This window comes from Ruegeria sp. HKCCD7296 (assembly GCF_013110775.1).
Lineage (GTDB): Bacteria > Pseudomonadota > Alphaproteobacteria > Rhodobacterales > Rhodobacteraceae > Ruegeria.
Map to the genome: position 1 here is coordinate 13,775 of NZ_WVRF01000015.1, position 25,777 is coordinate 39,551.

The window sequence follows — 25,777 nt, forward strand, 5'->3', positions numbered from 1 at the left end:
GGTCCTGTCTTGGTCGGAGAGTTTTGAGTTCAGCGTGTCAAAACTGCGATGGCTGCATCGTCATATCCCAGTTCTGACAGAACTTCGTTCGTATGTTGTCCAAGGCGGGGTGCCGGGCTTTCCTGAAGGCCGCGATCTGCAATGGGGTTGCGCGCAAAACGCATATCCTTCCCTTCAGAGCTTACGGTGGAAAAGGCGGCGTATTCTTCTGCGATAGGATCGTCTGCAATCGTTTGGATGTTCTCGACCATCGAGCACGGAATGCTGTTGTCGATCAAAATCTGTATCCAATGAGATGCCGGATGCTGTTTCAGATGCGCGCCCAACACCTGATCCAGAGCGTCGCGATTGGCCAGCCGCACCTCATCGCCCTGAAAGCGCGGGTCGTCCAGCAGGTCAAGGTATCCTATGGCCTCGCAAAAACGGGGCCAGTCCTTGTCACTTCCCAGGCCAATGACGATATCCCGGTCCGCTGTCGGATAGGGTTCAAAAGGTGTCATCGACGGGTGGCGTGAGCCGATGGGTTTTGGAACGATCCCGGCATTGAGATAACGCGCAAAGGCATTTTCCAAGCAAACCCACTGACAGGCCAGCATGGAAACGTCCAAGTGACTGGTATTTTGGCTCCCTTGTGCGTCGCGCGCATACAGACGTTGCAGAATGCCGATGGTGGTGAACAGCGCAGCCGAGATGTCCCCAATCGAAAAGCCGACGCGGGTGGGGTCTCCGTCCAACTCTCCGTTAATACTCATCATGCCGCTCATTGCTTGGACCACGATGTCATAGGCCGGGCGGTGCGAAAGGCTTCCGGTTTGCCCAAAGCCGCTGATCGAGGCCGAGATCAGGCGCGGGTTGATCCGTTTCAGATCGGCGTCGCTGCATCCCAACCGGTCGCGCACACCGGGCCGCATGTTCTCGACAAACACATCTGCTGTGGCCAGCAGCTTGTGCAGGGCTTCTTTGCCCTGTTCAGTCTTCAGGTCCAGAACGACCGAGCGCTTGTTGCGGTTCAGGGACGCAAAATAGAGGCTGATGTCATTCTCGAACGGCGGAGTTGTGCGGGCAAGGTCACCAGTCGGGTTTTCCACCTTGATAACGTCGGCGCCCAGACTGGCCATTAGCCAGGTGCAGAACGGCCCGGACAAAACGGATGTCATGTCGACAATTCGGATACCTTTCATCTGGAACTCCTTCCGAGCATGGATTTCAGGGTTTTCAGATGCCCGTCGGCAGAGGCTATGGCCGGTGCACACAACGTTTGGCAGGTGTCTGTTAAAACTTCTTGCGTCACCATTCGGTCGACCAGACCCCACATGGCTGCATCCTCTGCGCTGACGGCATCGCCCCCCAACAGGATTGCTGCGCTCCGACCCGGGCCAATCAAGGCGTGCATCCTGTTTACATCGTATTGACCGGGTAAAACGTTGTTCTTGAGCACCGGGTAGGAAAACCGTGCTTCGGGCACACAAACCCGGATGTCGCAGGAAAGGGCCAGTGTCATCCCCCCGCCGATGCAAGGCCCATTAATGGCAGCCAGAGTCAGTACCGGGATGGCTCTGAGCGCTTCGGCCATTTCGTCCCAGGGGTCTGGGCCGTTCACGTCGATGGAAAGTGTGTTTAGATCCGCGCCAGCGCAGAAAACACGCCCGCATGCGCCGGTAATGATCACAGCCCGCAGCGCTGTGTCACTGCCGGCTTCAAGGAAAACGTCACGCAGAGAGACCAGCATCTGAGGTGTCAGCGAGTTGGCCTTTGCTGGCCTGTTGATCGTGACAGTCAGACAGGCACCTTCGCGTTGGGCCATGATCAGGTCATTGTCACTCATGACCGGAACTCCGGCACGCTTCGATCCAGCATACGCATCAGCGCTGGCCACTGGACGCCCCCATGTGGTCCGTTTTGCGGCGCCCCCCAGTCGTGCAAGGCATCCATTGCATCGTCTGTGATCGTGATCGGCTTGTCCGTTGAACTCAGAATATCGACCTGAATTTTGCAGGCCATCTCAAGGTAGTAGTGATAAATAAAGGCCTCTGCCGCCGTGCGTCCGACCACCAACAGCCCGTGGTTCTGCAACAGCATGGCAAAATTGCTACCAAGGTCGCGCGCCAACAGGGTACCTTCGTTCTCAACCGCTGTGGAGTCCTGATAGGGATGGCTCGACAACGTACCCAGTACAAATCCCGCGTGTTGGGACAAAGCCAACAACCCTTCGGGCATGGCCGACACGGCAACGCCAGCGCGCGTGTGGCTGTGGATCACGTAATTCACGTCAGGCCGAGCCGACAGAATGCCCGAATGGATGATGTGCCCGGCCAAATTGACGATCTTACCGCTGCCCGGCCCGTCATCCACGGCCTGCCCGTCGAAAGACATACGGGTCAGGTTCGAAGCCGTGATTTCGTCGAACATCAAATCGTGTGAGTTCAACAGGTAATGATCAGGGTCCTCTGGAAGACGCGCTGAAATGTGGGTCGATGTCAGGTCGGTCCAGCCATAGTAATGAGCAAGGCGGTAAAGCGCGGCCAAGTCCTGACGGATTACGTCACTCATCAAGCCTCTCCCAACGCTTCGCGGTACAAATTGTGGAAATGGCGCAGCCCGACCTCACTCATCGCACCAGAGCCGTCACCGATGACATAAGGCCCCGGTTCGAACGCGCGGCTTTGCATGCCTTTCTGGATCTTGGAGACAACAACTTCGTCTTCGGCCCCGGTTGTTTCCTTGTGCTTGTGCATCAGTTCAATCACATCTTCATCCGAAATGCCTCCGCTTGAGAACCACCGATACCGATAGATCGTCTTGTTCCATGCCACAGGCAAAAACTGACGGATCGTAAAGTACCCTCCGGGGTAACAGCACATCGACACATTGGGAAAGATCCAGTAGGCACCGTAATCACCTGCGCGTGGGCCGGCGTTCAGATCATAATCATACTGCTTTTCGTTCTTTGTCTGCGCCTTGCCATCATGCCAGATTGTCTTCCCGTGCGGGACCGTTGTGTATCCGTCCATCTCAAGAACGCCATGGGTCAGCGAGCTCGCATGCACTGTCGGGCAATGGTAGCACTCGTTGTAGTTTTCGACCGAAAGCTTCCAGTTGCTGTCATGTTCGATTTCAGTTTCGCAGACAAATTTCAGCTTTGTTGGGTCGGAATGAAAGCTGAGGATGTTGTCGCGGTATTCCTCAAGCCCGGGCCCCATAGGCTCAGCGTTTTCGTCTAGGTTCACAAAGACAAAGCCACAGAACTCCTCGACCTGAATAGTGCGCAGGTTGATCTGGTCACAGGTCAACCCATCGCTTTCCGCAGAACCCGGCGCGCGGCGCAGTCGGCCGTTAATTTCATAAGTCCACGCATGATAAGGGCAGACCAACACCCTTTTGCCCTTGCCTGACCCTTCGACCAGCGGATGACCGCGGTGGCGGCAGATATTGTAATACGCATTGATGCCACCATCCTGTGCGCGAATGACAAAGACATCCTCATCAACGATGGTGAATGTCTTGAAATCGCCCGGCTCCGCAACTTCGGACACATGACAAACGCATTGCCAGCTTCGGAAGAAGATTTTCTCTTTATCGACCTCGAACCAGTCCGGCTGAGTGTAATATTTGGCCTGCAAAGGCAAATCTCGTGGCATCTGGGGTCTCTTCTGGTGGGTTTGCCAAAGTGGTGCTGCATCGCGGGGATGTTGTTCAGCATTAGCCTGCATTGCACTGGCAGCTTTGCACAGATATAGAATCTTTATATCTAGGATAACTTAAAGTTGGTCTCATGAGGCAAAGCGGCAGTGACGTTCCACCGCTCGGGGCAGTTCGTGTCTTTTGGATTGCCGCGCGGTATGGAAACTTTAAACGCGCCGCAACTGAACTTGGTGTGACGCCCACAGCCGTGAGTTCACAGATCAAATCGCTCGAGGCTCATCTGGGCTGCCCCCTGTTTGAACGCCATGCGCAGTCGGTTGCTTTGAACGAAGCAGGGCAGCAGTTTTCCGAAGCGTGCGAGGCGGTGTTCGCGCGGCTTGACCGGGCCGTGCAGGACGCGCGCCAGACCGCTAATAGATCGTCAATAACGGTTGGCGTCGGCGCGCTGATTGGGTCGCAATGGTTGTCCCGCCGCCTGTTCAGCTTTTGGCAACGTTTCCCGGAAACAGGCCTGCATCTTCAGTATTCCCCGGGTGGTGTGGAGTTTTCGGATGGTCAGACCGATATGATGCTGGCCTGGGGGGACGGAGATTGGCCGGGATTGACGTCAGAGGCGCTGCTGCGTTTCCCAACGTCGCCCGTCATCAGCCCATCTCTGATCGCAGAGGGGGGCCATCCTACCGAACCTGCAAACTTGTTGCGCCTACCTCTGTTGCACTGGAAGGATCAAGTCGACTGGCTGGAGTGGTTCGATGCACACGGGGTGGAAACCGGCGACCACCTTCCCGGTGTGATTATAGACGATTCGAGTGTTCTGCTCCGAGCGGTGTTGTCGGGACAGGGTGTTTCCCTTGGGTTACTGCCGTTGATCGAGGCTGAATTACAATCCGGCCAGTTGATACGGCCGTTTGCCAAAGACTTTGCACCTTCCAGATCCTACCATCTTGTTTACCCATCTGACGCGATAAAACAGCCGCAACTCAGGGCATTTCGGGATTGGATTTTGCAAGAAGCAGGTCGGGACAACCGCTAACAGATGCTGCGATTGAAAGGGGGGCCTCAGGTCAGCTTGCTGGCAAGAATGAATGCGCTGCATTCATCTGCCAAGGCTTTGAACCGAGGCCTTTCCTTCACATACAAATAGACCTGTCGCCTGTCGGGTAGATTGGACAATGTGCGAAAGGCCATGCTTTCAGGGATAATACGAGCAACGGTTTGCGGAAGGATGGTAACCCACTTGCCCGTTCCAACCATTGTTATCAGGGACTGCGTATTGTGAATGGTGACATTCGCCTCTTCAACCGCCTTAACGAACTCAGGCGTCTCGATGAGGTCGCACAAGGCGTTTCGCACAAATGAAGGTGTGACCACATCATTTACACTGGGCGGAACCGCCTTTTTGTTGAACGGATGATCAGCGGCGCAGACAAGACCGAACTGATCTTCGAAAAAGAGGTGCGCTTTAACCCCTTTAACGGGGTGAAAGCCTGACGCTATGCCAATATCAGCTTTGCCCTCGGCAAGCGCATCCAAAACCTGTCGCGTATCAGCGTCCATTAGTTCGACTTTCACGCCTGGGAAACGGTGTGTCATGTGTTCGAGCACGGACGGGAACACCAACGCGGCGACCGAAGGGACGGACGCAATTCGGATCAATCCATTGGCGGCATGAGCAGCAGCTTCGATCGACTGCACCGTTTGGTCAAACTGGCGGACTTGTTTAAGAGACAACTCAAACACTTGCTCGCCCAATGCAGATAGGTGGTTCTTACGCTCGCCAACAAACAGCTTTTTTCCCAAGTGGTCCTCAAGTTGTTTCAATGTCATCGAGACAGCAGATTGTGTGCGCCCCAACCGGTCGGCTGCTTCCGACAAGTTGCCCGTTTGCGCGACCGTGCAAAAACAACGCAGCATTTCGATTTTTAGTGTCAAATTTCAAAATTCCTGAAGTTTGGTCAATTATATTGAATTTGACTGATATTGTGTGAGAAGTCCATTATGCCCCAACTTCTATTTTTTTTGGGGCGAACCGTGACCAACCTGAACCTGATTGCTGGCGAATGGCTTGCCGGCGAAAGCGAGATTGAAAACCGCAATCCTTCAGACCTGAGCGACCTTGTTGGCCATTTCGCACAAGCCAGTGCGGATCAGCTGGACGTGACTCTGGACCAGGCGCGTGTCGCGCAAGCCGAATGGGCGGCCTACGGGCTCGAACGCAAGCAGGCGGTGCTGATGAACATCGGCAACGAGCTGATGGCCCGTGCCGAAGAGCTGGGCACCTTGCTCAGCCGCGAAGAAGGTAAACCCTTTGCAGAAGGGAAGGGCGAGGTCTATCGCGCCGGTCAGTTCTTTACCTATTACGCAGCTGAATGCCTGCGTCAGATCGGTGAGAACGCAGATTCCGTACGTCCTGATATCGAGATTGACGTGCGCCGCGAGGCGGTTGGCGTGGTCGCCGTTATCAGCCCGTGGAACTTCCCGACCGCGACGGCTTCGTGGAAGATTGCCCCGGCGCTCTGCTATGGCAATGCGGTAGTCTGGAAACCCGCCAACATCACGCCTGCCTCTGCCGTGGCCCTGACCGAGATCATCAACCGTCAGGATATTCCCAAGGGCCTGTTCAGTCTTGTCATGGGCTCGGGTCGGTCCATTGGGCAACGGCTGGTGGAAAGCCCGAAGGTCAACGCCATCTCGTTCACCGGATCGGTGCCGGTGGGCAAGGGCATTGCAGCAGCGGCCATCCAGAACCTGACCAAGGTTCAGACGGAGATGGGATCGAAAAATGCGCTGGCCGTGATGGACGACGCCGATCTCGACCTTGCCGTTTCGCTGGCATTGGGCGGCGCGTTTGGAGGAACCGGTCAGAAATGTACCGCCTCATCGCGGCTGGTGGTTCATGCCGCTGTGCATGACGCGTTTGTCGAGAAACTGGTATCGGGTGCTCAGGCGATGAAAGTCGGTCACGCGCTGGAAGAGGGGACTCAGATGGGCCCTGTCGTCAGCGCGCAGCAACTGGCCGAGAACCTGGCCTATGTTGATCTGGGTAGATCCGAAGGCGCTGAACTGGCCTGCGGCGGGCAGCGTTTGGACATGCCGCATGATGGGTATTACATGAGCCCCGGCGTGTTCCTGAACACCACCAACGACATGCGCATCAACCGGGAAGAGATGTTCGCGCCGCTGACCTCGGTCATCAAGGTCGACAGCTATGATGAGGCCTTGGCCACGGTCAACGATACCAATTTCGGTCTGACCTCGGGCATCGTCACGCAAAATCTGGCCCGCGCCACACATTTCCGGCGCAATGCGCGCACCGGGGTTGTGACGGTGAACCTGCCCACAGCGGGCACGGATTATCATGTACCCTTTGGCGGGCGTGGTGACAGCTCTTATGGCCCACGTGAACAGGGCAAGGCGGCGGCCGAATTCTACACGACGGTCAAAACTGCATATATCAGCGCCGGAAAGCCGATCTGATGCGGATCGATGGGCTGCAATACGCCAACTGGTCCGAAAAGATCTTTCGGCAATTGCGCGAAGGGGGCGTGGACGCGATCCACGTCACCATCGCCTATCATGAAAATTTCCGTGAAACCGTTCTGAACTTTGAAAAGTGGAACCGCTGGTTCGAACAATACCCGGACCTGATCATGAAGGGTCAATGGGCCAGCGACATTGACACGGCGCGGGAAACCGGGCGCACAGCAGTTTTCTTTGGGTTTCAGAACCCATCGCCCATCGAAGACGACATCGGCTTGGTCGAAATCGTGCATACATTGGGCGCGCGATTTATGCAGCTGACCTACAACAACCAATCGCTGTTGGCGACAGGCTGCTACGAAGCCGAAGACACCGGGATCACCCGCATGGGGCGTCAGGTGATCAAAGAGATGAACCGGGTCGGGCTTGTCGTTGACATGAGCCATTCAGCCGACCGGTCCACGATCGAGGCGGCCGAGCTGTCCGAGCGTCCGATTGCGATCACTCACGCTAACCCGTTTGATTGGGCCCCGGCCCTGCGCAACAAGCGAGACGAAGTGATCCGTGCGGTGACTGAAAACGGTGGGATGTTGGGGTTTTCGGTCTATCCTCATCATCTGAAGGACAAGTCGGACTGCACCCTTGAAAGCTTCTGCGAGATGATTGCGCGGACGGCTGAGAAATACGGAGCGGAACATCTCGGGATCGGAACGGATCTGTGCCAGGATCAGCCCGACAGCGTTGTCGAATGGATGCGGGTCGGTCGTTGGTCGAAGCAGATCGATTATGGTGAGGGGTCGGCAAGTAACCCCGGATTCCCCCCGATGCCGTCTTGGTTTCAGGACAATCGGGATTTTGGAAACATCGAATCCGGGTTGCGTGCGACCGGTCTGAACGATGAAGAAGTGGCCGGTATCATGGGTGAAAACTGGTACAGGTTCTTTGCCGAGAATTTCGGTGCTCAGGGGTAGTTGAATGGACGCTCAGACGCAGACACAGATCGAAAGACGAGACCCGGCCACAGTTATGCGGCTGTCGCGGTTGGGTTCTTTGCATCAGTGTCGACTGAGTTTCATGCGGCAATTGACCCGCCGGATGGCACGGGAAAACTGGTCGTTCACACGGCCTCTCTTCGACATTGACGCCAATGGTGTTGGTCGGGCGGTCTATACCGCTCAAGGGCCGGATCGGACATATTCGCTGGTGGCCTTTGCTCATGACTTGCCGCCGGAGCAACGCTCGGATCGTGTGATTGCCGAAGCGTGGGATGCCACCTTTGCTTTGTTCGACGGCATCCCGACCGAGGCCGACATCGACCGCCTTTCCCAAAACGTACCCCTGCAAGAGGCCGGGCGGGTGAGCGAGAGCGAGCTGTCCTTGTCTCGTGCCAATCGCTCGGTCCGCCTTTGGGACCATGTTGTGAAATCCTTGGCCGCAGGCCAGCAGCCGGATGTAGAGCAGATCTATCAGGTTGGGTACCTGATGCGGACAACTGCTGTATATGGCTCGGGCAAATTTGGCGCGGCGGATCGGGAAAAAGTTGCCGACCGGCCCGAGACGCAGGCCCCGTTTCAGGTCGAGATGCTATCGGTCTTTCTGACCCGGGCGTTTGTGCGGGATCTGGTGCAACACATGGCGAACGTCCAAGGCGGCGATCAGGCTGCAACTTTGGACCCAGAAATTTCCCGCTGGCTGGGGATTGGTAACTCTACCGGGCTTGGCATGGCGCCGTTTATCGTCAACCACCCTGTTCTGTTCAACAACTGGATCATGGTACGGGAAGAAGCGATTGCGCGGGTTCGGTCTGTGGACGTGGCCAGCGAAGCCGAGATCGCACGGTTCCGCGATGTTTTCGAACGCAGCCGACTGTCGGTTTCGTGGTGGCGGTCTGAACATCCGATACAGGTCAAAAAGCTCGAGGCATTGAAGGCTGACCTGTTGTTGATCTCCGAGTATCTGCGCCAAGATAATTTGACCGCAGATCGACCGTGGAATCGACTGGTGGACTGGTCAGAAACCGCGTTGAGCGAGGAAGGTCAGGAGTTGCTGGCGTCGCTGATCCTGGAGCCTTATAGCGATTTGGTGGACGGGCTGGCCTCGTGCATGGCAGACACCCGTTCGCAGGCGTTTGTAATTGATGGAACCATGTCCATCGGGACAGTTCGTGATCTGATCCGGGAAACATATGCCTGGGCTTTGGATCTGGATTGGGACGTCCGCGAGAATTGCGCGCGGGCGTGGTATGTTTCTGAAGAAAAGCTGGAACCCCGCATGGGGGAACGGTTTGATGAACCCATTTCTGACTATGAACAACCTCTGGCTCCGGCGCGGGATGCAGCGGCTGTCTATGACGCGCTGGGCGGGTGGGAAGACACCAAGCCCGTGGCCGAATTTCTGTTGCGTCACCCGGAACATCGCCACACGATCCGGCGCGTACAAATGACCCCATCCGCACCCTATGGTGAAATCCGGGATAACACGATTGGGTCAAAGGTGCTGCCTATCGACATGCTGCGGGCAAAGCTGTCTTTCTTTGGAGCAACCCATTTTGACCCCCGTTCGGATCGATGGGTGCGAATCTGCATGTATTCCGGTGCGCCGTACCCGGAGGAGCTGACTTCTGAAAACGCGGATCTTTGGGTCTACCCGCAGGAACCAACATGAATTTTTCGCTCAACGAGATGGAAGCAACCGCAAAACGGGCCACCCGTGGCGCGGGCTATTCCTGGGGCCAGGCCGAGGAGGCGTCGAAGGCGGCCCGCTGGCTGTGCGCGCAGGGGCTGGATGGGGCCGGGATTTTGTCCTCGTTGTTGGAGCAGGGGCTGGCTTCGGACCCGGCGACGCATCGCCCTGGGCAGATTGATCGTCTCTGGCAGGGCGAAGAGGCGTTGTGCCCCTTGTCTGCGGGGCCTTTGTTGTCTGATGCGGCCCACTTGCTGAAAACGAGTCCAATCGAGATGCGGAACGTCGCAGTGCCCGCCTTGATGCTGCCGTTTGCGCGCCACGCCGCGCGTAAATTGAACGAAGCGCTGACGATTGAGATCGACACGGTTCAGAATGTCGTGGGCGAGGATTGGCTCATGGCCCCGGACAGTTTGCCAAAAACGGCCCACACGGTCGTGGTTTCCCGAGGCGGTGCACCGACCGCAACACGTGAACAAGAGACACGCGCCTATCCTGACCCGCAGGATTGGGACATGCTGAACCGCTATGCCCACCGCACCTATGCCCCCGCAACCGAGGAATCCCGCCTGCTGGGTGCAGGGTCCGGGCTTTCTGACAATGATTGAAGAGACGCCAAAGTGACCGATACACAAACCCTGACCCTTGCTGAGATCGAAGACCTGTCTTTCCGTGCGCTCGTTGCGGCTGGCACATCCGAAGAAAATGCCCGCCCGCTGGCGCAGGCCACAGCGGCAACCGAAGCCGATGGCGTTGCAAGTCACGGGCTCGCCTATATCCCGATCTATTGCGAGCATGTGCAATGCGGCAAGGTCGATGGTTTAGCGGTTCCCGTTCTATCACGCCCCAAACCCGGTGTTGTGGCGGTTGACGCCGCAACCGGCTTTGCGCATTCGGCCATTGACACAGGGTTCGAGACCCTGATCCCGGCGGCCCGAGAACAGGGCGTCGCGGTGCTGGCCATAAAAAACAGCTATAACTGTGGCGTTTTGGGCTACCACACTTATCGTTTGGCCCAGGCCGGGCTGGTGGGACTGGGGTTCACCAACGCCCCCGCTTCGATCGCGCCTTCCGGTGGGTCGAAGCCTGTGGTTGGAACCAATCCGTTTTCCATTGCCGCGCCCGGCCCCGATGGCGAACCCGCCCTGCTGATCGATCAGAGCGCCAGTACCATAGCCAAAAGCGAAGTGATGAAACATGCGCGCGAAGGCAAACCAATCCCGGTTGGGTGGGCGTTGGATGCGGATGGCAACCCAACAACCGATCCTGAAGTTGGTCTGAAGGGCTCTATGGCACCGTCAGGTGGATATAAAGGCGTCGGCGTCGCGCTCATGGTAGAGCTCATGGCCGCAGCGCTGACGGGGGCCAGTTTGGGCATCAACGCGTCCCCGTTTTCCGGAACTGTGGGCGGCCCGCCGAAGACAGGTCAATTCTTCATCGCGATTGATCCCACGATAACGGCGTCGGGTGTGTTTGAGACCGGTGTTGCCGAACTGGTCGGGGCGATCCGTGCGCAGGAGGCTGCGCATCTGCCCGGAGACGGCCGCCGTACCAAGCGCCTGTCATCTCGGCAGTCGGGGGTCGCGGTCAGTCGCGCGACGCTCGACAAGATCGCGGGTTTTCTGTGATGCGCGTTTGAACAGGTTTCAGACTGCCACAGATGAAATAATGGGTCGATTTCGTACCAGAGGTGGACCCGCAAGGCTGAGCGCCCGGGGCGAAGCAGTCACGTAACAGGACCACTCGTTGAACGCATTACCCCGGGCTGCAAGGAGCCCGACCATGGTCGGGCTGTAGCAATAGAGTCAAAGGCACTCGGCCAAGGATTTCGCAAGGTTGCGAATGACGTTAGGATAAAGATCCGCGCCTGGCTGAAGATCGGATCCAAGGGGGTCCATCACGCTGGTTTTGGCCTCGACGCCACCCATAACGCTTTCAACGATCCCCGGATCGAACTGGGGTTCTGCCAAAACGCAGTCGATACTTTCATCGCGGATACGTCCTTGAACTTCCGCAATGCGTGCTGGGCTGGGGTCGGACGCATCGCTGAGTGAGATTGCGCCAGAGGCGGGGAAGTCGAAGGCGTCTTCAAAATACTGATAGGCGTCGTGGAACACGATGAAGCTGCCGCCCCGTACAGGGTCCAGCGATTCGGCCACTTCAGCAGACAGTGCAGCCATTTCCTCGCGCGCGGCGGCGGCGTTGGCAAAATAGGTGCCAGCATTTTCAGGGTCCGCCGCAGACAGCTGCGCCGCGATCACATTCAGCCAGGTTTCTGCGTTTGCCGGTGAAAGCCAGGCATGTGGATCATGGTCACCATGGTCGTGCCCTTCGTGGCCATGGTCGTCGTGATCATCATGGTCATCCTTGGCGTGATCTTCGTGGTCGTGCTCGTCATGCCCATCGTGGTCCGCATGTTCTTCGTGATCATGGTCGTCATCTTTGGCATGATCGTCATGATCGTGCTCGTCATGTCCGTCATGATCCTCATGATCGTGCCCATCTTCTTTGGCGTGATCGTCATGGTCGTGATCGTCGTGATCCTTGTCTTCGGCGTGGTCGTCGTGGTCATCTTCGTCGCCGTGATCATGCGCTTCGAACAAAGCGTTTTCGCGGAATTCAAGAAGAACGGTACCGTCGGCCTCCAGCATGGATGTAACGGTTGCGCCTTCAGCCAGCGTATCGATCGCATTCTCCATCCATGGCGTCAGATCTTCGCCCATCCAGAACACCAGATCGGCCTCTTGCAGCGCTGCGGCCTCGGAAGGGCGGAGGTTGTATTCATGCGGCGAAGCACCTGGTGCAACGATCAGGTCCGGGGTTCCGACACCGTCCATGACGCGGGCGACCAGCGAATGGATTGGTGCAATATCAACCGCAACGTATGGCGCGTCCGCAAGGGCTGTTCCACCCATCAATGCAGCCGTGATCGACAATGGAAGAAGCTTTCTGGACATCAGACCCTCTGTGTGATTTTATAACGTTGCGAGTGGCAATACATGATATGAAATAACATGACAAGTGATGCGCGCCCTGCGCCGGTCAAGGACTCGGCTCCGGTAGGGTTTCTGGAACATGACCATCAAACCTGCGTCGAAACAGCCTTGGCCTCGGTCGAAGCTCGATGCAGCACCGAAGGGCTGCGTCTTACACCAGTGCGCCGCAAGGTGCTTGAGATGCTGCTGCAAGAACACCGTGCGCTTGGGGCTTACGCAATTCTGGATCGGTTGCGCGCCGAAGGATTTGGTTCGCAGCCGCCCGTTGCCTATCGCGCGTTGGATTTTCTGGTGCAGAACGGATTTGTCCACAAGATCGAGCGGTTGAATGCGTTTGTGGCGTGCTCGCATCCGGGGCAGTCGCATTCTCCGGCGTTCATGATCTGTAGAAAGTGTGATGCAGTGGCCGAAGCGCAATCAGCCCCCGCCAAGGGTGTTCTGGGTGCTGCAGCGCGCGCAGCGGGTTTCGAGATCGAACGAACGGTTGTAGAAGCCGAAGGTCTCTGCCCTGACTGCACCGAAAAGGCGTAAAGATGGCCCTTATCACTGTTGAGAACCTCAGCGTGCGCTATGGCGCGCATACCGTGCTGAGTCGTGTGGACATGGCCGTCGAACCGGGTGAAATCGTCACCATCGTTGGTCCCAACGGATCGGGAAAAACCAGCTTGCTGCGTGCCATTATCGGTGCGACGCGTCCGTCTTCTGGGCAAGTGTCCCTGAAGCCAGGGTTGAAAATCGGATATGTGCCGCAGAAATTGCATGTCGACCCGACATTGCCCATTTCCGTTGAACGGTTCATGCGCCTGACCGACCGCGTGTCTCGCACGCAATGCGGTTTGGCGCTCGAAACTGCGGGCGTGCCGGATCTTTTGCACCGCCAGATGTCGCAGTTGTCCGGTGGACAGTTCCAAAGGGTGCTGCTGGCGCGGGCGTTGATCAACCGTCCGGACATTCTGTTGCTGGACGAGGCGACCCAGGGTCTGGACCAACGCGGGTCAGCCAGCTTCTATCAGCAGATTGAGGCGGTGCGCCGTGAAACCGGATGTGCCATCCTGATGATCAGCCATGAATTGCACGTGGTCATGAGCGCCTCGGACAGGGTGATATGCCTCAACGGGCATGTCTGTTGCGAAGGCTCTCCGGCGGTTGTTGCGTCGGCGCCGGAATACCGTGCGTTGTTTGGTACAGGCACCGGTGGGGCGTTGGCGCTGTATCGCCATGAGCATGACCACCATCACGATCATGAACATGATCATGACCACCCCCCTAAAGAAGCGGCGGAATAATGCTTGATGATTTTATGACCCGCGCGACGCTCGCCGGTGTTGGTGTGGCATTTGCAGCGGCCCCTCTTGGGTGTTTCGTCGTGTGGCGGCGCATGGCGTATTTCGGAGATGCAACCGCACATGCCGCAATTCTGGGTGTGGCGCTGTCTCTGACCTTTCAAATGTCAATCTTCACTGGTGCGCTGGCCGTGGCACTGATGATGGCGCTGACCGTGACCCTTTTGGCTGGTCGTGGCTATGCGATGGATACGCTTTTGGGAGTCCTGGCGCATTCTGCCCTGGCGTTTGGCTTGGTCGCCGTTTCATTCCTGTCCGGTGTACGCATTGATCTTATGGCTTACCTGTTCGGGGATATTCTGGCCGTATCGCGCTCGGACCTCATCGTGATCTGGGGCGGTGCGGCGTTGGTTGTCGCGCTAATCACCTGGCGCTGGTCGCAGCTGTTGACGGCCACTCTGAACGAAGAACTGGCTTATGCCAGTGGCTTTGATCCTAAGCGAGAGCAGTTGATCCTGACACTGTCCCTAGCTGTCACCGTGGCGGTGGCGATCAAGGTTGTGGGCGTTCTGCTGATTGCGGCCATGCTGATCATTCCGGCCGCAGCGTCCCGCAACTTGGCGCGTTCACCCGAGTCCATGGCCCTGATTGCCGCCGGGATCGGCGCGTTTTCAGCCGTTGCTGGGCTGAGAGCAGCTTACGTTTTCGACACCCCGGCGGGGCCATCGATTGTCTGTGTGGCGGCAGTTTTGTTTGCCTGCCTCAGCATCCTTGGATGGAAATCCCAAGGCAGGGTGTAAAGACGCTCGGCCTTAGGCGTTTGTGAACATGTCCTTGTACTGATCACGCAGGATGTTTTTCTGAACTTTGCCCATGGTGTTGCGGGGCAGTTCGTCCATCAGGATCAGTTCGCGGGGATGCTTAAACCGGGCCAGGCTTTTGCACACTGAGGTCTGTATCTGATCCAAATCGGGGCTCGCACCGGGCTCGGCCACGATCACGCCCAGGACGGTTTCGCCGAAGTCCGGGTGCGGCACACCGATCACCGCGCTTTCCAGCACACCGGGTTGGTCGTCCAAAACCAGTTCGATCTCTTTGGGGTAAATGTTGTACCCGCCCGAGATGATCAGGTCTTTGTTGCGGCCAACGATGTGAACGTATCCGTCCTCATCAACACGGCCCAGATCACCGGTGATAAAGAATCCATCTGAGCGCAGTTCCGCAGCGGTCTTCTCGGGCATCTGCCAATAGCCCTTGAAGACGTTGGGGCCGCGTACCTCTAGGACACCGATTTCTCCTTGCGGAAGGGTGTTGCCATCGGTGTCGCAGACCTTGAGCTCGACCCCGGGCAACGGGAAGCCAACGGTTCCTGCGCGCCGTTCGCCGTCATAGGGGTTTGACGTGTTCATATTGGTTTCGGTCATGCCATAGCGTTCCAGGATACGGTGGCCGGTACGATCCTCGAACTGCACATGGGTGTCTGCCAGCAAAGGCGCCGAGCCGGACACGAACAACCGCATATGGGCCGACAGGTCCTTGGTGAAACGCGTGTCTCCCAGCAGGCGGGTGTAGAAAGTTGGAACGCCCATCATCGACGTGGCGCGCGGCATCCAGTCGATGATCTGGTCCAGATCGAATTTGGGCAGCCAGATCATGCTGCCACCTACCGCCAACATGACGTTGGTCGCCACAAACAGCCCATGTGTGTGAAAGATCGGTAAGGCGTGCAGCAGCACGTCGTCAGAAGTAAAGCGCCACTCGTCAACCAATGTCTGTGCGTTGGATAGCAAGTTGTTCTGGGACAGCATCGCGCCTTTGGATCGACCGGTGGTGCCAGAGGTATAGAGGAAGGCGGCCAAATCCTCTTCGTCCCGGTCAACGGTTTCGAAATGCGCGGGCAGCCCTGCTGTCTGATCTAAAAGAGAACCCGAGCCATCGGCGTTCAGGGTTTCGATCTGTGCGTCAAGTCGGGCTGCAATAGGCGAAAGGTTGTCTAGGGCGCCGCTGTCACAAACAACTAGCGACGCACCGCTGTTTTCGATGAAATAGGTCAGCTCGTCCGCAGTATAGGCGGTGTTGAGCGGCAGAAACACAAGGCCCGCTTGCGCGCAGGCCGCAAAAAGCGCCAGCGCCTCGGGTGATTTTTCAATCTGTGCGGCGACACGATCACCGGGTTTCAGGCCCAGCTTAACGGTCACATGGGCGATCTGAGCCGCGGTGTGCAAAAACGCTTGATAGCTGAGGGTTTTACCATCAGGCAAATACAAAAAAGTTGTGTCTTTTCCTGCGTGAACGCCGAACAAACCATCGTAAAGTGGGTTGGCCATCAGGGGTACCTTTCTTGCATGCCGCGTCGCGTGTCAGATGCCATGCGGAATAGCCTAAGTGCCAATGCTTGTCATCATCACTCAGTGTGGCCAAAGCACAGGGTAGAGCGAGGCAATAAGCAGCGCGGCCATCGTCCAGTTGAAAGCAACCAGCCTGCGCGGATTTGTCAGCAGGCGTGCCATCTGCTGACCAAGGACCGTCCAGGTGCTGACCGAGGGCAGATTGACCGCGCCAAAGACAAGGGCCACCAGCAGGATCGCGTGCAACGTCTGATTGGGGGCGTATGCAGTCGTGGCCGTCAGGGCCATGGCCCAGGCCTTGGGGTTCACCCATTGAAAGGCGGCAGCTTGCAGAAATGTCATCGGGATGCCCGACGCCTCTGATCCCTTGGCTGGCGCGGCATGGGCAATCTTCCACGCCAGATACAGAAGATAGACGACTGAAACGATCTTCAACGCGGTGTGGCTGATAGGGTATCTGTCGAACACCTGCACCAACCCTGCACCAACCAGCAGCACCATGACCGTGAACCCCAGGCCAATGCCCAGCATATGCGGGATCGAGCGTCGAAAACCGAAGTTCGCGCCAGATGCCATCAGCATCAGATTGTTGGGTCCCGGCGTGATCGAGGTCACAAAGGCAAAGACGATCAGGGCCATAAGGATGTCATAGGTCATAGCGCGTAGTATTGATCGTGCTCATGAAAATGAAATTGCTTATTTGTGCGTGTTTCCGGTAATTACACAACTTATGATGAAGAATGATCAAATTAACCGCCAGATATTGCGTGAACTAACGCGCGACGGGCGCATCAGCAACCTGGAACTGGCGGAACGGATCGGCCTGTCTCCCTCGGCTTGCTTGCGTCGTGTTCAAGAGCTTGAAAAGGCTGGGGTGATCACCGGCTATCGCGCCGTTCTGGACCCTGCCGCCATGGGTGTGGGCTTTGTTGCTTACATCGGTGTTGGCTTGGGTGAACACACAAAAGCCGCGCAGGAGGGGTTTGAACGCGCCTTGCAACAAGCCCCCGAGGTTGTCGAATGCCACAACATCACTGGCACTATCGAATACCTACTTCGGGTCGAATGCGCCGACCTGCCGTCCTACAAGACTTTTCATACCGAGGTGTTGGGAACGCTGCCCCATGTTACGTCGATCACGTCGTATGTGGTTATGGGATCACCCAAGGATTTGAGGGCATAACCCTTGAAATTGTGAAGTTTCACTCTCTTGCAGGGTAAAAATTCACAGCCTAGTGTCATGGTAATGACGTTGCCAGGGGATAGGCCCAGCCAAAACGGCGCGCAAACAGGGAGATTACGATGAAACTCGTTCGAACAGTGGCGACCGCAGTAGCCATGTCGCTTGTTGCCGGGGCTGCTTTGACTGCCCCGCTGAAACTGCAACCTGCCAGCCCGCAACCTGCTCCGAAAGCGGGGCTGAATGTGAAATACTATGGTACTGGCAACCAACACAAAAAGATCCGCGATCTGAGCCAGGCCAAAAGCTTGCTGTCTCAGGCGAAGCCGGGAAAACCGTTGCGTGGGTTGGATTACCGGGACACCAGCAAGGGCGAGGACGTCATGACCTTCGACCAAGCCTACAATGTTGCCGCCGAGGTGACGGGGTATATGCGGTTCGACTCGCCTGGGGTTTACGAGTTGGAAACTTGGTCAAATGACGGGATCGAGGCTTGGGTTGGCGGCCAACAGATTGGCCGTGTTACAAGCATTCAGGGCTGTGAAGCCAATCAACGCACCGAAGTAGAAGTACCCAAAGCGGGCTGGTATCCATTAAAGATCGTCTATTTCCAAAAACTGGGAACATCGTGCCTGATGATGAAGTCAGGAAAGAAGGGTGAACGCTTCACATGGACACCGAACGAGGTTTTTGGTCGTTGAAATAACACAAAAAGGGCGCTCGATTGAGCGCCCTTTTTTGACTTAACTGCCTGCCGCAATCAGTTCGGCCTGCGCCACAATGACTTCCGCCTGCTTGATTGAGGCGATGTCGACCAAGCGCCCCTTATAGACAGTCGCGCCTTCGCCATTTGCCTTGGCCTGTTCCATCGCGGCAAGAATTTCGCGGGCCTCGGAAACGGCTTCGTCAGATGGGGTGAAGACCTGATTGGCCAATGCGATCTGCTTGGGATGGATCGCCCATTTCCCAACCATACCCAAAGTCGCTGAACGTTTAGCCTGCGCGATATAGCCTTCGTCATCGCTGAAATCGCCGAAAGGCCCATCCACCGGCAACACGCCATGGGTGCGGCAGGCGGCCACGATGGCAGCTTGCGCCCAGTGCCATGGATCAGACCAGTGTTTCTCGCCTTCACGCAGCATGTAGTAGTTTTCTTGCGTGCCGCCGATGCCGGTGGTCTGCATTCCCATCGAGGCTGCGAAATCGGCGGCCCCAAGGCTCATGGCCTGCAGGCGGGGGGATGAGGCTGCAATTTCTTCAACATGCGCGATACCAGCAGAAGACTCGATGATAACCTCGAAGCTGATTTGTTTGGTACGGCCCTTGGCACGCTCGATCGCTGTGACCAGCGCATCGACCGCATAGACATCCGCCGCACATCCGACTTTGGGGATCATGATCTGATCCAGACGGTCGCCTGCCTGCTCCAACACGTCGACAACGTCACGGTACCAGTAGGGCGTGTCCAGCCCGTTGATCCGGACGGACATGTATTTGGTACCCCAGTCGACTGTGTTCAGCGCCTCAATGACGTTGGCGCGTGCCGCATCCTTGTCCGAAGGCGCAACCGAGTCCTCTAGATCCAGGTTGATCACATCCGCAGCCGACGCTGCCATCTTAGGGAACAGTTTGGTGTTCGACCCGGGGCCAAACAGCTGACAACGGTTGGGGCGTGCCGGTGCGGCAGGTTGGATGCGAAAGCTCATCGAGACCTCGTGCGAGTAATGAAATTGCGATTTTCCTGCTCAATGAGGTATTAAATTGCGCGGCGTGGCGCAAGGGCGATTATGCATCTGCGGCAATGCGGCTGCAGAATGGAGGTATTGGATAACTGCGAAAAGGTGATTAAAGTTTAATCATTTTGAAAACTTCGAATATTTTTGCGCATCAAAGTAAACTTGTGCAAGAATATCGCGCCTTAGTCGTATCAAGCGGATCAAAACGCGAAACGCTCGTTTTGCCGTTTCTCTAGCTTAAGCCGGAATCAAAGGAGTGACCGCAATGATCGAGACACCGTACCTGCTGTTTTTGGGCGATGCGCCCGACCAATTGGCGGCCAAAGTGGCTGTGGGCATCAAGGACTGGCGTCCAGAAAACGCCGTCGGCCAGTATCGCATGGACGGCTGCAAGGCTGATCTGGGCCTGACAGATATGACCTTGACCGAGGCGAAAGAAGCCGGCGCCAAGACGCTGGTTATTGGCGTGGCCAACCGTGGCGGCGTTATCAGCCAAGAATGGAAGAAGGTTCTGGTTATGGCGCTTGAGGAAGGATTTGACCTTGCCTCTGGCCTGCACAATCTGTTGCGCGACGAACCCGATCTGGTGGCCGTAGCCGAAGCAACTGGTCAAAAGCTGCACGACGTGCGTGTGCCCGAAATCGAATACCCGATTGCCAACGGGATCAAGCGTAAGGGTAAGCGTTGCCTGGCTGTGGGTACCGACTGTTCTGTCGGCAAGATGTACACAGCCATGGCGATCGATGCTGAAATGCGCAAGCGCGGTATGAAGTCGACATTCCGGGCGACCGGTCAGACTGGCATCCTGATCACCGGCGATGGTGTGCCGCTTGACGCGGTCATTGCGGACTTCATGGCGGGCTCAATCGAGTGGCTGACGCCCGACAATGATGAGGACCACTGGGACCTGATCGAAGGGCAGGGCTCTTTGTTCCACGTGTCCTATTCCGGTGTGACAATGGCGTTGATCCATGGTGGCCAGCCAGACGCCCTGATCCTGAGTCACGAACCGACCCGCGAACACATGCGCGGTCTGCCCACCTATCAGCAACCGTCACTGGAAACCCTGCGCGACACCGCGCTGGCACTGGCCAAAGTGGCGAACCCTGATTGTCAGGTTGTCGGCGTTTCGGTTAACACCCAGCATATGTCCGAAGAAGACGCGGTTGCCTATCTGGCCAAGATCGAAGCCGACATGGGCTTGCCTGCAACCGACCCGTTCCGCTTCGGGTCCGGCAAGCTGGTGGACGCGCTGGCAGCGATGTGAGCTGAACAACATGCCGGAGGTGGGGTCATCCGCCTCCGGTAAGAGCATTAGAAAAGAAATGAAGGAGCGGTTGCGTGCAGATAGAGGTCTCTCGCGATGTGTTTCGACTGGCGCAGGTGTTTACCATTTCGCGCGGGTCGCGGACCGAAGCAAAAGTTCTGACGGTTCGCATATCAGATGGAACCTATCAGGGTTGGGGCGAATGTGTCCCCTATGCGCGCTACGACGAAACGCTCGAGTCTGTTGAGGCCGAGATTGCAGGGTTGCCTGCGGAATTTACCCGACAGTCGCTGATGGACTTGCTGCCCGCTGGCGCTGCGCGAAATGCCGTGGATTGCGCCTTGTGGGATTTGGAGTGCAAACGCGCCGGTAAACGGGTTTGGGAACTGGCAGGTCTGCCGGTTCCGGGGCCTGAGATTACCGCCTACACGTTGTCGCTGGATACGCCCGAAGCGATGCGGGCACAGGCTGCCGATAACGCGCATCGCCCGTTGCTGAAGATCAAACTGGGTACACCTGACGACATGCCCCGGCTTGAAGCCGTGCGTGCAGGGGCGCCTAAATCCAAGATCATCGTAGATGCGAACGAAGGCTGGTCGGCTGAGGTTTATGCCGACCTCGCCCCGCATCTGGTGCGTCTGGGAGTGGCACTGGTTGAACAGCCCCTGCCGGCCGGAGACGACGATGCGCTGATCGGAATGGATCGTCCGGTACCGGTCTGTGCAGACGAATCCTGCCATGACCGCAACAGCCTGCCTAAGCTGAAGGGCAAATATGATGTCATCAACATCAAGCTCGACAAAACCGGCGGTCTGACCGAGGCGCTGGAATTGCGCAAAGCCGCGATTGCCCAAGGCTATGACATCATGGTGGGTTGCATGGTCGGAAGCTCGCTTGCCATGGCTCCTGCGACACTGCTGGCGCAGGGTGCGATGGTGACAGACCTTGACGGCCCGCTTCTGTTGGCCGAAGACCGCGACACCCCGCTGATTTTTGACGACGCCGGAGTGCACCCTTCGGTGTCCGCGCTCTGGGGCTGAGGAGACAAACATGACCCGAACCGTTTACGTAAATGGCGAATACCTGCCCGAGACCGAAGCCAAGGTGTCGATCTTTGACCGTGGCTTTCTGTTTGCAGACGCGGTTTACGAAGTCACCAGCATTTTGGACGGCAAGCTGATCGATTTCGAAGGCCACGCGGTTCGCCTGAAGCGCTCGCTGGACGAGTTGGAGATGGCCGAGCCTTGCACCAAAGACGAATTGCTTGAGATACACCGCAAGCTGGTGGAATTAAATGGCATCGAAGAAGGCCTGGTGTATCTGCAGGTGTCGCGCGGCAGCGATGGCGACCGTGATTTTGTGTTCCCATCGGCAGATACCAATCCCAGCCTTGTTCTGTTTACACAGAACAAGCCGGGTTTGGCTGACAGCCCGGCGTCGAAGAAAGGCGCCAAAATCATCTCGATCGACGACATTCGCTGGGGCCGTCGCGATATCAAAACCGTTCAGCTGCTCTATCCGTCGATGGGCAAGATGATGGCCAAGAAAGCGGGTTGTGATGATGCCTGGTTGATCGAAGACGGATACGTGACGGAAGGCACCAGCAACAACGCCTATTTCGTCAAGAGCGGCAAGATTGTCACCCGCCCGCTGTCGAACGACATCCTGCATGGGATAACACGTAAGGCTGTGCTGCGCATGGCGGCCGAAGCGCAAATGGAAATCGAAGAGCGTCTGTTCACCATTGATGAGGCCAAAGAAGCGGATGAGGCGTTCACAACCTCGGCCAGCGCCTTTGTCATGCCGGTGGTCGAGATTGACGGAGTCGTGCTAGGCGACGGCACACCGGGGCCGATTGCCAAACGTCTGCGCGAAATTTATCTGGATGAAAGTCGCAAGGCGGCGATCTAAAGAAAAGGCCCGCCGATTTGGCGGGCCTTGTTCATTTTGGACTTAGCCTTTTTTGGTTACATTCTCTTCAAACGCGACCTTGAAGGCTGCCTGTTTTTCGGGGCTGGCATCGGTCTGATAGTTGGCTTTCCATTCATCCATGGTCATGCCGTAAAATACTTCGCGGGCTTCATCCTTGCCCATCTCGATGCCTTTTTCATTGGCGGCTTCCTGATACCAGCGCGACAGGCAATTGCGGCAGAATCCGGCCAGATTCATCATGTCGATATTCTGAACGTCGGTGCGGTCTTCCATCAGGTGTTTTTGCAACCGACGAAACGCGGCGGCCTGAAGTTCGATTTCGGTTTGCTTGTCCATAAGGCTGCTCCGGGTGGTTTGGTGTGCTGTGCTTGACCTAACAATCCAGCAGACTTGTTACAATAAGCGGGCTGCCCCACCTACATCAGTTTCAAAGCCAACCATGGCACAATGCAAAAGATAAGGGTCAGGATCTTATAGTTGGCAAGATACCTGAAATACGCACGTTTCACGTCTGGGTGCTCCATCTGAAACAGCTTGCCGTGAATGCCCGCAATCCAATCCTGCAGCATCAGGACCATGACAGTGGTGAACAGAAGAACCGCGATATTGAGGGCGGCCATCCAGCCGAAGAACGTTGTCAGAAACTCATGTGTCACGACGATCCCCTTTCGTTCATTATATGGGGATCAGACTGTGCGCTCACAATAGCGTGAAGTGCGGATCGCAGGTGCACGACCTGCGTCTTCAAAGGTCGCTGGACTCCAGCGCGTCCTGCAAGACAACCGCCAACCGTTCGGCCCATTCTCGCTGCCCCTCGTGGTTGCCGATCAGGTCATTTCGCAGCTCGATCAAAGCGTTGGGGCGGCCAAAAGCGGTGCAGTGCTTGTCAATCGCATCTCCGGGCAGCACACCGGTATAGGGTTCATTGACGCCGACACACAGATCATCTTCGGCCTGAAGCCGCTCGATCAGGGGGCGTGAAAAACGTTCGTCTGGGGTGTGCAAGACGCCGATGTGCCAGGGACGTGGCTCACGCCCGCGCAGTTGGCGGGTGAAGGAGTGCATCGAGACAATCACCGCGTGGGGCAGGGCGGCCATCTGCGCCAGCGCATCATGATAAGGGCGATAGCACATGTTCAGGCGTCTTTCGCGCTCGGATGCATCCGCGTGGCGGTTGCCGGGGATGATCGAACCGTCATAGAGCTTCATCAACAGGGTCGGGTCGTCCTCGCCACGGTTGGGGTCAATGACAAGGCGCGAGAAATTGGCGGCAACCACTGGTGCATCCAAAATCTCACCCAGATGTTTGGACACTTCGTATGCTCCAACATCATAAGCAATGTGACGTTCCATATCTTCACGTGGCAAACCAAGGTCGCCGCCGTTTATTTCGGGGGGGACGGTATTGGTTGCGTGATCACATGTAATCAACCAGCGCGACGGGCGATCCGCGCCGTGAACAAAAAATGGGGTGTACGTCATGAGCCTGTCATCTAGTTTGTCGCAGGTGTAGGGCAGTTGCTTTGAAAAGGGAATTGGGCAATAAGCACTCAGCCAATGTTTGCGGTAACATTTTGCTGCACCCTAATCTGCAAGTAAGACGACGTAAGGAGATCAAGACCAATGCGACGCCTGAGAAATGTAAAAATCGTGGCGACGCTGGGACCGGCGTCTAGTGACTACGATACTATTCGCGCCTTGCATGAGGCCGGGGCCGATGTGTTTCGACTGAACATGAGTCACGGCAGCCATGATGAGATCCGCGAGCGGCACAAGATTATTCGGCAGGTCGAAAAGGATCTGGACAGCCCGATTGCCATTCTGGCTGACCTTCAGGGGCCAAAGCTGCGCGTTGGCGTCTTTGCAAACGAGGCGGAAGAGTTGGAGGAAGGCGCGGCCTTCCGCCTTGATCTTGATCCCGCCGCCGGAGACATAAACAGAGTATGCCTGCCGCACCCCGAGATTTTTGCGGCGCTTGAGCCGGGTGCGCGCCTGTTGGTGAATGATGGCAAGATCCGCCTGACGGTTCAGGACTGCGGTCAGGATTTCGCCAACTGCACGGTCGAAGTTGGCGGCACCATCTCAAACCGAAAGGGCGTGAATGTCCCGGATGTTGTGCTGCCGCTGGCAGCGTTGTCGGCCAAGGACCGGGACGATCTGGAGTTTGTCTGTCAGCTGGGTGTCGACTGGCTGGCGCTGAGCTTCGTACAGCGTGCCAAGGATGTGTTCGAGGCCCGGTCTCTGGCTGACGGTCGTGCTGCGATCCTGTCAAAGATTGAAAAGCCCGCTGCGGTTGAGGCGTTTGACGATATTCTCGATGCGTCAGATGGGATCATGGTGGCGCGGGGTGATCTCGGCGTGGAGCTGCCGGTCTCTGCTGTGCCGCCGATCCAGAAACGGCTGGTCCGCAGGTGCCGTGGCGCGGCCAAACCGGTGATCGTGGCGACCCAGATGTTGGAAAGCATGATCGAAAGCCCGATGCCAACCCGCGCCGAGGTATCGGATGTGGCGACGGCGATCTATGAAGGCACGGACGCCATCATGCTTAGCGCGGAATCGGCGGCGGGGGCCTATCCGGTCGAAGCCGTGCAAACCATGAACAAGGTCGCTATCGAGGTCGAGGCAGACCCGACTTACACCCAGATTATCGCGGCATCCCGGACGGCCAAGGGCAGCACCGTGGCCGATGGTATCGTCGCTGCCGCGCGCGAGATTGCGGAAAAGACCGACATCAAGGCCATCTGCTGTTTCACCCAAAGCGGCACAACAGCCTCGCTGACGGCGCGTGAACGTCCGGGCGTGCCGATCATCGCCATGACCTCGCAACGGGGAACCGCCCGGCGGTTGTGTCTGAGCTGGGGCTGCAACTGTGTGATGACACCTGAACTGCAACGGTTTAAGGGCGCTGTGGTGAACGCAGCCCGCGCTGCGCGGGCCGGTGGATTTGCATCCGAGGCGGATCAGATTGTGGTCACGGCAGGTGTGCCGTTTAATGTTCCCGGCACCACCAACATTCTACGAGTCGCCCCCTGTGACGAACGCCTGATTTACAGCACCGATCCCGAGTAGTTCGGGCCCAAGTCGACATCAGAACTAAGGAAACGGCTGCTGTTTAAGCTGCCGTTTTCCTGTTGTGCGACGGGTGAAAAACTTGATTTATAAGCGAAATTTGACCGGTATGGGCGAATTTGGCACAATGGTCTTCATTCGTGGGTAGAATTTCCTGATAAA

27 protein-coding genes are annotated in these 25,777 nt (G+C 57.0%); 15 read left to right on the forward strand and 12 right to left on the reverse strand.

Going from position 1 to position 25,777, the window contains the following annotated elements; translation table 11 throughout:
- Window positions 1-29: 29 nt before the first annotated feature.
- From GS632_RS17400 to GS632_RS17415, 4 genes are read right to left on the reverse strand one after another with little or no spacing between them, the layout of a single operon-like run.
- The gene (locus tag GS632_RS17400) at window positions 30-1,181 is read right to left on the reverse strand and encodes a CaiB/BaiF CoA-transferase family protein (RefSeq protein ID WP_171721877.1); all 1,152 of its coding nucleotides are present in this window, start codon (window positions 1,179-1,181) and stop codon (window positions 30-32) included.
- Window positions 1,178-1,825, reverse strand: a complete 648-nt coding sequence (locus GS632_RS17405; RefSeq protein ID WP_171238781.1) for an enoyl-CoA hydratase/isomerase family protein — start codon at window positions 1,823-1,825, stop codon at window positions 1,178-1,180. Before GS632_RS17405 ends, GS632_RS17400 begins: the two co-directional genes overlap by 4 nt.
- Window positions 1,822-2,550 carry a class II aldolase/adducin family protein gene (locus GS632_RS17410; RefSeq protein WP_171238782.1) on the reverse strand — a complete coding sequence of 243 codons (729 nt, stop codon included), beginning with the start codon at window positions 2,548-2,550 and terminating at the stop codon, window positions 1,822-1,824. The genes GS632_RS17405 and GS632_RS17410 overlap by 4 nt, the downstream gene beginning before the upstream one ends.
- Window positions 2,550-3,638, reverse strand: coding sequence for an aromatic ring-hydroxylating dioxygenase subunit alpha (locus tag GS632_RS17415; RefSeq protein WP_171180970.1), 1,089 nt, complete (start codon window positions 3,636-3,638; stop codon window positions 2,550-2,552). Before GS632_RS17415 ends, GS632_RS17410 begins: the two co-directional genes overlap by 1 nt.
- A gap of 134 nt (window positions 3,639-3,772) precedes the next feature.
- Between GS632_RS17415 and GS632_RS17420 the strand changes: the two genes are divergently transcribed.
- Window positions 3,773-4,675, forward strand: a complete 903-nt coding sequence (locus GS632_RS17420; protein ID WP_171236222.1) for a LysR substrate-binding domain-containing protein — start codon at window positions 3,773-3,775, stop codon at window positions 4,673-4,675.
- A gap of 26 nt (window positions 4,676-4,701) precedes the next feature.
- On the opposite strand, the gene GS632_RS17425 is transcribed toward GS632_RS17420, so the two are convergent.
- Window positions 4,702-5,574, reverse strand: a complete 873-nt coding sequence (locus GS632_RS17425; protein WP_171721878.1) for a LysR family transcriptional regulator — start codon at window positions 5,572-5,574, stop codon at window positions 4,702-4,704.
- Window positions 5,575-5,640: 66 nt separating this feature from the next.
- Between GS632_RS17425 and GS632_RS17430 the strand changes: the two genes are divergently transcribed.
- The 5 genes from GS632_RS17430 to GS632_RS17450 are packed head-to-tail and all read left to right on the forward strand — an operon-like array spanning window position 5,641 to window position 11,432.
- Complete coding sequence (locus GS632_RS17430) at window positions 5,641-7,119, forward strand: aldehyde dehydrogenase family protein (protein ID WP_171238783.1); 1,479 nt, start codon at window positions 5,641-5,643, stop codon at window positions 7,117-7,119.
- The gene (locus tag GS632_RS17435) at window positions 7,119-8,093 is read left to right on the forward strand and encodes a membrane dipeptidase (protein WP_245223298.1); all 975 of its coding nucleotides are present in this window, start codon (window positions 7,119-7,121) and stop codon (window positions 8,091-8,093) included. The genes GS632_RS17430 and GS632_RS17435 overlap by 1 nt, the downstream gene beginning before the upstream one ends.
- A gap of 4 nt (window positions 8,094-8,097) precedes the next feature.
- On the forward strand, window positions 8,098-9,786 hold the full coding sequence (locus GS632_RS17440) for a hypothetical protein (protein WP_171180962.1): 1,689 nt from the start codon (window positions 8,098-8,100) through the stop codon (window positions 9,784-9,786).
- On the forward strand, window positions 9,783-10,412 hold the full coding sequence (locus GS632_RS17445; protein ID WP_171180960.1) for a DUF3726 domain-containing protein: 630 nt from the start codon (window positions 9,783-9,785) through the stop codon (window positions 10,410-10,412). Before GS632_RS17440 ends, GS632_RS17445 begins: the two co-directional genes overlap by 4 nt.
- Window positions 10,413-10,424: 12 nt before the next feature.
- The gene (locus tag GS632_RS17450; RefSeq protein ID WP_171180958.1) at window positions 10,425-11,432 is read left to right on the forward strand and encodes an Ldh family oxidoreductase; all 1,008 of its coding nucleotides are present in this window, start codon (window positions 10,425-10,427) and stop codon (window positions 11,430-11,432) included.
- Window positions 11,433-11,609: 177 nt separating this feature from the next.
- Here GS632_RS17450 and GS632_RS17455 read toward each other — a convergent pair whose 3' ends face one another.
- The gene (locus GS632_RS17455) at window positions 11,610-12,761 is read right to left on the reverse strand and encodes a zinc ABC transporter substrate-binding protein (RefSeq protein ID WP_171721879.1); all 1,152 of its coding nucleotides are present in this window, start codon (window positions 12,759-12,761) and stop codon (window positions 11,610-11,612) included.
- Between the two features lie 57 nt (window positions 12,762-12,818).
- On the opposite strand from GS632_RS17455, the gene GS632_RS17460 reads away from it, so the two are divergent.
- Genes GS632_RS17460 through GS632_RS17470 form a run of 3 tightly spaced genes read left to right on the forward strand, consistent with a single transcriptional unit; the run spans window position 12,819 to window position 14,883 of the window.
- Complete coding sequence (locus GS632_RS17460; protein WP_171180948.1) at window positions 12,819-13,331, forward strand: Fur family transcriptional regulator; 513 nt, start codon at window positions 12,819-12,821, stop codon at window positions 13,329-13,331.
- 2 nt (window positions 13,332-13,333) lie between these two features.
- On the forward strand, window positions 13,334-14,086 hold the full coding sequence (locus GS632_RS17465) for a metal ABC transporter ATP-binding protein (RefSeq protein WP_171180946.1): 753 nt from the start codon (window positions 13,334-13,336) through the stop codon (window positions 14,084-14,086).
- Window positions 14,086-14,883 (forward strand): iron chelate uptake ABC transporter family permease subunit, encoded by a 798-nt coding sequence (locus GS632_RS17470; RefSeq protein WP_171180944.1) that lies wholly within the window; start codon window positions 14,086-14,088, stop codon window positions 14,881-14,883. Before GS632_RS17465 ends, GS632_RS17470 begins: the two co-directional genes overlap by 1 nt.
- 12 nt (window positions 14,884-14,895) lie before the next feature.
- Here GS632_RS17470 and GS632_RS17475 read toward each other — a convergent pair whose 3' ends face one another.
- The gene (locus GS632_RS17475) at window positions 14,896-16,410 is read right to left on the reverse strand and encodes a malonyl-CoA synthase (protein ID WP_171180942.1); all 1,515 of its coding nucleotides are present in this window, start codon (window positions 16,408-16,410) and stop codon (window positions 14,896-14,898) included.
- A gap of 81 nt (window positions 16,411-16,491) precedes the next feature.
- Window positions 16,492-17,088, reverse strand: coding sequence for a LysE family translocator (locus tag GS632_RS17480; protein ID WP_171180940.1), 597 nt, complete (start codon window positions 17,086-17,088; stop codon window positions 16,492-16,494).
- 73 nt (window positions 17,089-17,161) lie between these two features.
- Here GS632_RS17480 and GS632_RS17485 point away from each other — a divergent pair, with 73 nt between their 5' ends.
- Together GS632_RS17485 and GS632_RS17490 are read left to right on the forward strand one after the other, a co-directional pair.
- On the forward strand, window positions 17,162-17,614 hold the full coding sequence (locus GS632_RS17485; RefSeq protein WP_171180938.1) for an Lrp/AsnC family transcriptional regulator: 453 nt from the start codon (window positions 17,162-17,164) through the stop codon (window positions 17,612-17,614).
- A gap of 119 nt (window positions 17,615-17,733) precedes the next feature.
- On the forward strand, window positions 17,734-18,312 hold the full coding sequence (locus tag GS632_RS17490; RefSeq protein WP_171180936.1) for a PA14 domain-containing protein: 579 nt from the start codon (window positions 17,734-17,736) through the stop codon (window positions 18,310-18,312).
- A gap of 42 nt (window positions 18,313-18,354) precedes the next feature.
- Here GS632_RS17490 and GS632_RS17495 read toward each other — a convergent pair whose 3' ends face one another.
- Complete coding sequence (locus GS632_RS17495; protein WP_171180934.1) at window positions 18,355-19,317, reverse strand: L-malyl-CoA/beta-methylmalyl-CoA lyase; 963 nt, start codon at window positions 19,315-19,317, stop codon at window positions 18,355-18,357.
- A 295-nt stretch (window positions 19,318-19,612) separates the two neighbouring features.
- On the opposite strand from GS632_RS17495, the gene dgcN reads away from it, so the two are divergent.
- The 3 genes from dgcN to GS632_RS17510 all read left to right on the forward strand — a co-directional run bounded on the left by dgcN (window position 19,613) and on the right by GS632_RS17510 (window position 22,525).
- Window positions 19,613-20,614, forward strand: coding sequence for an N-acetyltransferase DgcN (gene dgcN / locus GS632_RS17500; RefSeq protein WP_171180932.1), 1,002 nt, complete (start codon window positions 19,613-19,615; stop codon window positions 20,612-20,614).
- Between the two features lie 74 nt (window positions 20,615-20,688).
- A complete protein-coding gene (dgcA, locus tag GS632_RS17505) occupies window positions 20,689-21,654 on the forward strand; it encodes an N-acetyl-D-Glu racemase DgcA (protein WP_171180931.1) in 966 nt (321 codons plus the stop codon).
- Between the two features lie 10 nt (window positions 21,655-21,664).
- Window positions 21,665-22,525, forward strand: coding sequence for a D-amino-acid transaminase (locus GS632_RS17510; RefSeq protein ID WP_171180929.1), 861 nt, complete (start codon window positions 21,665-21,667; stop codon window positions 22,523-22,525).
- A 42-nt stretch (window positions 22,526-22,567) separates the two neighbouring features.
- On the opposite strand, the gene GS632_RS17515 is transcribed toward GS632_RS17510, so the two are convergent.
- The 3 genes from GS632_RS17515 to GS632_RS17525 all read right to left on the reverse strand — a co-directional run bounded on the left by GS632_RS17515 (window position 22,568) and on the right by GS632_RS17525 (window position 24,028).
- A complete protein-coding gene (locus tag GS632_RS17515) occupies window positions 22,568-22,882 on the reverse strand; it encodes a DUF1244 domain-containing protein (protein ID WP_170469595.1) in 315 nt (104 codons plus the stop codon).
- A gap of 80 nt (window positions 22,883-22,962) precedes the next feature.
- Window positions 22,963-23,202, reverse strand: coding sequence for a DUF6868 family protein (locus GS632_RS17520; RefSeq protein WP_171180927.1), 240 nt, complete (start codon window positions 23,200-23,202; stop codon window positions 22,963-22,965).
- A gap of 88 nt (window positions 23,203-23,290) precedes the next feature.
- Window positions 23,291-24,028: an N-formylglutamate amidohydrolase gene (locus GS632_RS17525; protein WP_171721880.1), complete on the reverse strand. Its 738-nt coding sequence runs from the start codon at window positions 24,026-24,028 to the stop codon at window positions 23,291-23,293.
- A gap of 141 nt (window positions 24,029-24,169) precedes the next feature.
- On the opposite strand from GS632_RS17525, the gene pyk reads away from it, so the two are divergent.
- Window positions 24,170-25,615: a pyruvate kinase gene (gene pyk, locus GS632_RS17530; protein ID WP_171180923.1), complete on the forward strand. Its 1,446-nt coding sequence runs from the start codon at window positions 24,170-24,172 to the stop codon at window positions 25,613-25,615.
- The last annotated feature ends 162 nt before the right edge of the window (window positions 25,616-25,777 follow it).